Here is a 5900-nt window from a genome sequence, read left to right on the forward strand (position 1 = left end):
CCCGAGCACATCCCCTCACCCCCTTCCCCGTTCTCCTTCCAGGAAGGCGGTCCCCATGGACCTGTACGAAGGACTGCCGGAGCCCGTCGCCAAGGCGTGGGAACGCGGTCTGACCAGTGGCCGCGCCGCGATGTCCCGGCGCAGGCTGCTGCGAGCCGCCTCTCTCGCCGCGGCCGGCTCCGCACTTGCCGCCTGCGGCATCCCGCCCGCGGCAGGCAGCAAGGGCGAAGCCCCCGAGGACACCCCCGACTACTCCCGCAAGGAGAAAGTCCTCAACTTCGCCAACTGGCCGCTCTACATCGACGTCGACGAGAAGAACAAGAAGAAGCGCCCCACGCTTGACCGCTTCGAACGCGAGAGCGGCATCAAGGTCAAGTACGTCGAGGACATCAACGACAACAACGAGTTCTACGGCAAGATCAAGCCACAGCTCGCAGCTGGCCAGGACACCGGGCGCGACCTGGTGTGCCTCTCCGACTGGATGGCGGGTCGCGTCATCCGGCAGGGCTGGGCCCAGCGCCTGGACCCGGCCAACCTGCCGCACGCGGTCACCAATCTGGAGGACCGCTTCCGCGCCGCGGCGCACGACCCCGGGCGGCAGTACAGCTACCCGTGGGCGGGCACGGCCTGCATCGTCGCGTACAACAAGAAGGCCACCAAGGGGAAGAAGGTCACCAGCGTCACACAGCTGCTGGAGGACGAGTCCCTCAAGGGCCGGATATCCATGCTGACGGAGATGACCGACACCATCGGGCTGACCATGCTCGACATGGGCGTCGACTCCGAGCACTTCACGGAGGACGACTTCAACGCGGCCATCGCGCGCATCCAGAAGGCCGTCGACCGCAAACAGCTGCGCCGCTTCAGCGGCAACGACTACATGGACGAGCTCAACTCCGGCGACATCGCCGCCTGTCTGGCCTGGGCCGGAGATGTGGTGCAGCTGCAGCTCGACAACCCGGATGTCGAATTCGCCGTCCCGGACCGCGGCTACCTCTTCGGCACGGACGATCTGCTCGTCCCCGCCAAGGCGCGGCACCGCAGCAACGCCGAGGCGCTGATCGACTACTACTACCAGCCCAAGGAAGCCGCCGAGCTGGCCGCGTGGGTCAACTACATCTGCCCCGTCTCCGGCGCCAAGGCCGAGATGGAGAAGATCGACAAGGAGCTGGCCGAGGCTCCGCTGATCTTCCCCGACGAGCGGATGATCGCCAAGGGCAAGAACTTCCGGCCGATGAGCGCCAAGGAAGAAGCACGGTACGAGGAGAAGTTCTCCAAGCTCATCGGGGCCTGAGCCGCCCGCGTCCCTGCCCTCCGGGCTCGCTCCCGCAACTGCGGGACCAGCCCCGCCTCCCCCGAGGACCGGCCATGACCATCACTCTTTCCGGTATAGCCAAGACCTTCGGCGACTTCACCGCCGTCCACCCGCTCGACCTCACCGTCCCCGAGGGCTCGTTCTTCGCCCTGCTGGGCGCCTCCGGCTGCGGCAAGACCACCACCCTGCGCATGATCGCGGGGCTGGAGGAACCGACATCCGGCAGCATCCTGCTGGGCGAGGACGACATCACCCGCCTGCCGCCTCACAAGCGCCCCGTCAACACCGTCTTCCAGAACTACGCGCTCTTCCCGCACCTGGACGTCACCGAGAACATCGCCTTCGGGCTGCGCCGCCGCGGAGTGAAATCGGTGAGCAAGCAGGTCGCGGAAATGCTCGACCTGGTGCAGCTGGGCGACATGGCCCGCCGCAAGCCACGCCAGCTCTCCGGCGGACAGCAGCAGCGCGTCGCCCTCGCCCGCGCGCTGATCAACCGCCCTCAGGTGCTCCTCCTCGACGAGCCCCTGGGCGCCCTCGACCTCAAGCTGCGCCGCCAGATGCAGCTGGAGCTCAAGCGCATTCAGACCGAGGTCGGCATCACCTTCGTCCACGTCACCCACGACCAGGAGGAGGCCATGACGATGGCCGACAGTGTCGCGGTGATGTACGGCGGCCGGGTCGAACAGCTGGGACCGCCCGCCGAGCTGTACGAGAACCCCCGCTCGACGTTCGTGGCCAACTTCCTCGGCACCTCCAACCTGATCGAGGCCGAAGTGCTCTCCCCGGGCACCGCCGGCCCGGAGCAGCTGCGGGTGCAGGTCGTGGGCGCCGACGCCACCCTGCGGCTGCCGGCCGCCCGCTGCGCCGTCGACGGAGTGGGCGCGGGCACGAAGGTGCTGGTCGGCGTGCGTCCGGAGAAGATCTCCCTCGCCCATACCGACGACGCGGACTCCGTCCCGCGCGGCGTCCCCGAGGACCACAACCGGCTCACCGGGCGGATCACGGACGCCAGCTACCTGGGGGTCTCCTGGCAGTACGTCGTCGAGTCGCCGGCCGGCACCCAGCTGACCGTCTACGAGCAGAACGTCTCGCGGGACAGCAGGCTCACGCCCGGGGCGCACGTCGTACTGCACTGGCAGCCCGCGCACACCTTCGCGCTGGACGCGGCCCAGGACGCGGCGGCCGGGGAGGAGGCCGTATGACAGCCGTGGCCCCGCTCTCGTCCTCGGGACCCGCACCGTCCGGCGCCGCCCCCGGCGGGGAGCAGGATCCCGACGCCGCCGTCACCGACTCCGGTGGCGGCCGGGCCCGCCGCGGGCTGACCCCGTACTGGCTGCTGCTGCCCGCCGGGCTCTGGCTCGCCGTCTTCTTCGTCGCGCCGCTCTTCTACCAGGCGTCCACCTCGGTGCAGAGCGGCTCGCTGGAGGAGGGCTTCCGCGTCACCTGGCAGTTCTCCAACTACACCGACGCGCTGGGCACCTACGGTACGCACTTCGTCCGCTCGTTCGGATACGCGGCCGTCGCTACGGCGCTGTGCCTGCTGATCGGCTATCCGCTCGCCTACATGATCGCCGTACGTGCCGGCCGGTGGCGCAACCTCCTGCTGGTGCTGGTGATAGCCCCGTTCTTCACCAGCTTCCTCATCCGCACCCTGGCCTGGAAGACGATCCTCTCCGACGGCGGACCGGTCGTCAGTGTCCTCAGCTCCCTGCACATCCTCGATGTGACCAGCTGGCTGGGGCTGACCGGCGGCGAGCGCGTTCTGGCCACCCCGCTGGCGGTGGTCTGCGGACTGACGTACAACTTCCTGCCGTTCATGATCCTGCCGCTCTACAGCTCCCTGGAACGGATCGACACCTCGCTGCTGGAAGCCGCCCGGGACCTGTACGCCAAGCCCGCGACGACGTTCCGGAAGGTGACCTTCCCGCTGTCGCTGCCCGGAGTGGTGGCCGGCACGCTGCTCACCTTCATCCCGGCGTCCGGCGACTACATCAACGCGCAGCTGCTCGGCTCGCCCAACGAGCAGATGGTCGGCAACGCCATCCAGAAGCAGTTCCTCAACGTCCTCGACTACCCGACGGCGGCGGCAATGTCCTTCATCCTGATGGCACTCATCCTGATCATGGTCAGTGTCTATATGCGCAAGGCGGGAACGGAGGAGCTGGTCTGATGTCCACCACCGTCCACGCCTCCGCCCGTTCCGGCTCCGGTGCTCGCGGCCCGGCCTCTCCGGTGCGCTGGCTGCGCAGAAACGCCGTCGTACTGGTCGGGTGCGCTGCCCTGGCGTATCTGCTGGTGCCCAATCTGGTCGTCCTGCTGTTCTCCTTCAACAAACCCGCCGGGCGCTTCAACTACGCCTGGCGCACCTTCTCCACCGACGCCTGGACCGACCCGTGCGGCGTCGCCGACATGTGCGGCTCACTGGGGCTCAGCCTGCAGATCGCGGTGCTGGCCACGCTGATCGCCACGGCGTTCGGTACGTTCGCCGCCTTCGCGCTGGCCCGCTACCGCTTCCGGGGCAAGAGCACCACCAATGCGCTGATCTTCCTGCCGATGGCCATGCCCGAGGTGGTGATGGGCGCCTCGCTGGGCACGCTCTTCCTCAACACCCGCGTCCAGTTCGGGTTCGTGACCATCCTGATCGCGCACGTCATGTTCTGTCTGAGCTTTGTCGTGGTCGCCGTCAAAGCACGGGTGATGTCCATGGACCCCCGCCTGGAAGAGGCCGCACGCGATCTGTACGCCGGGCCCTTCCAGACGTTCTGGCGGGTGACACTGCCGCTCGCGGCGCCCGGCATAGCCGCCGGCGCCATGCTCAGCTTCGCCCTGTCGTTCGACGACTTCATCATCACCCAGTTCAACGCTGGCCCTTCGACCGTGACCTTCCCCATGTTCGTCTGGGGCGCGGCACAGCGCGGGGTTCCGGTGCAGGTCAATGTGATCGGCTCGGCGATGTTCGTGCTGGCGCTCGCCATCGTGCTGGGCGGACAGCTCGCGGCCAACCGCCGCAAGAAGTCCTGAGCGCGGGCGGCCCTCCGCGGGCCACCGCCGCCATTCACTCGGTCGCTCGCTCACTCGCGCGTTCAACCTCGTAAGTTCACCAAGGAGCCGATAACCATGGGTGATGCTGTGGCCACCCAAGCTGCCCTCCGGTCCCTCGCCGAGGCCAGGCCCACCCCCTTCTGGCTGGACGATCCCGGCCGCCGCCCGGCCGCCCGTCCGGCACTCGTCGGCGAAGAGCAGTGCGACCTGCTGGTCGTCGGAGGCGGCTACAGCGGGCTGTGGACCGCGCTGCTCGCCAAGGAGCGCGACCCCGGGCGCGATGTGGTGCTCGTCGAGGGCGAGGAGGTGGGCTGGGCCGCCTCGGGGCGCAACGGTGGCTTCTGCGCCGCCTCGCTGACCCACGGTCTCGGCAACGGCCTCGCCCGCTGGCCGGACGAACTCGCAGAGCTGGAGCGGCTGGGCCGGCGGAACCTGGACGCCATCGAAGAAGCCGTCACCCGCTACGCCATCGACTGCGACTTCGAACGTACCGGCGAGATCGCCGTCGCCACCGAGCCGCACCACGTGGCCGAGCTGGAGGAGTGGGTGCAGGCGGCGCACGACCTCGGTGTGGGCGAGGGACTGACCCTGCTGGACCGCGACGCCGTGCGCGCCGAGGCCGACTCCCCGACCTTCCTCGCCGGGCTCTGGGACCGCACGGGGGTGGCCATGGTCAACCCCGCCCGGCTCGCCTGGGGCCTCAAGCGCGCCTGCGAACAGGCGGGCGTCCGCATCCACGAGCACACCCCGGCCACCCGGCTGGCCGCCCGCGACGCCGAGGTCGCCGTCGCCACCCCGTACGGCCGGGTACGCGCACGGCACATCGCGCTCGGCACCAACGCCTTCCCCTCCCTGCTGCGCCGGGTGCGGCCCTACATCGTCCCCGTCTACGACTACGCGCTGATGACCGAGCCGCTCAGCGAGGAGCAGCGGGCCGCGATCGGCTGGCAGAACCGCCAGGGGCTGAGCGACAGCGCAAACCACTTCCACTACTTCCGCATCACCGCCGACAACCGCATCCTGTGGGGCGGTTACGACGTCCTCTACCACTACGGCAGCCGCATCTCCCGCGACTACCACCAGCGTCCCGAGACCTTCGCCAAGCTCGCCCGGCACTTCTTCCGCTGCTTCCCGCAACTGGAGGGGCTCCGCTTCAGCCACACCTGGGGCGGCGTCATCGACACCTGCTCGCGCTTCTCCCCCTTCTTCGGCACCGCCATGGACGGTCGCGTCAGCTACGCGGCCGGCTTCACCGGGCTCGGCGTCGGCGCCGCCCGCTTCGGCGCCGAGGTCATGCTGGACCTCCTCGCGAGCGAACGGACGGAGCGCACGGCCCTGGAGATGGTGCGCAAGAAGCCGCTCCCGTTCCCCCCTGAGCCGGTGCGGTGGGCCGGAATCGGCCTCACCCAATGGTCGCTGGCCCGCTCCGACGCCCACGGGGGACGGCGCAACCTGTGGCTGAAGGCGATGGACAAGGTGGGGGTTGGGTTCGACAGCTGAGTGCTCGTCATTCGCCGGGTGCGGGGCGGGGTGGGGGGTCAGT

5 protein-coding genes are annotated in these 5900 nt (G+C 69.1%); all 5 read left to right on the forward strand.

Translation table 11 applies throughout. The features are described from left to right. The first annotated feature begins 55 nt into the window (after positions 1-55). The 5 genes from ITI46_RS32655 to ITI46_RS32675 all read left to right on the forward strand — a co-directional run bounded on the left by ITI46_RS32655 (position 56) and on the right by ITI46_RS32675 (position 5857). Positions 56-1294 (forward strand): polyamine ABC transporter substrate-binding protein, encoded by a 1239-nt coding sequence (locus tag ITI46_RS32655; protein WP_209243569.1) that lies wholly within the window; start codon positions 56-58, stop codon positions 1292-1294. 74 nt (positions 1295-1368) lie between these two features. Next, positions 1369-2517 carry an ABC transporter ATP-binding protein gene (locus ITI46_RS32660; protein ID WP_209243570.1) on the forward strand — a complete coding sequence of 383 codons (1149 nt, stop codon included), beginning with the start codon at positions 1369-1371 and terminating at the stop codon, positions 2515-2517. Next, a complete protein-coding gene (locus tag ITI46_RS32665; protein WP_209243571.1) occupies positions 2514-3485 on the forward strand; it encodes an ABC transporter permease in 972 nt (323 codons plus the stop codon). Before ITI46_RS32660 ends, ITI46_RS32665 begins: the two co-directional genes overlap by 4 nt. Beyond that, the gene (locus ITI46_RS32670) at positions 3485-4336 is read left to right on the forward strand and encodes an ABC transporter permease (protein WP_209243572.1); all 852 of its coding nucleotides are present in this window, start codon (positions 3485-3487) and stop codon (positions 4334-4336) included. The genes ITI46_RS32665 and ITI46_RS32670 overlap by 1 nt, the downstream gene beginning before the upstream one ends. A 96-nt stretch (positions 4337-4432) precedes the next feature. Beyond that, complete coding sequence (locus ITI46_RS32675; RefSeq protein WP_209243573.1) at positions 4433-5857, forward strand: NAD(P)/FAD-dependent oxidoreductase; 1425 nt, start codon at positions 4433-4435, stop codon at positions 5855-5857. Positions 5858-5900 lie beyond the last annotated feature (43 nt).

Source organism: Streptomyces oryzae (assembly GCF_017676365.1).
Classification (GTDB): Bacteria; Actinomycetota; Actinomycetes; order Streptomycetales; family Streptomycetaceae; genus Streptomyces; species Streptomyces oryzae.

Bases quoted from the DNA above. Each gene is read 5' to 3' on its own strand.
- ITI46_RS32670 (WP_209243572.1), top strand. From the start codon at position 3,485: ATGTCCACCACCGTCCACGCCTCCGCCCGTTCCGGCTCCGGTGCTCGC.
- ITI46_RS32665 (WP_209243571.1), top strand. From the start codon at position 2,514: ATGACAGCCGTGGCCCCGCTCTCGTCCTCGGGACCCGCACCGTCCGGC.
- ITI46_RS32675 (WP_209243573.1), top strand. From the start codon at position 4,433: ATGGGTGATGCTGTGGCCACCCAAGCTGCCCTCCGGTCCCTCGCCGAG.
- ITI46_RS32655 (WP_209243569.1), top strand. From the start codon at position 56: ATGGACCTGTACGAAGGACTGCCGGAGCCCGTCGCCAAGGCGTGGGAA.
- ITI46_RS32660 (WP_209243570.1), top strand. From the start codon at position 1,369: ATGACCATCACTCTTTCCGGTATAGCCAAGACCTTCGGCGACTTCACC.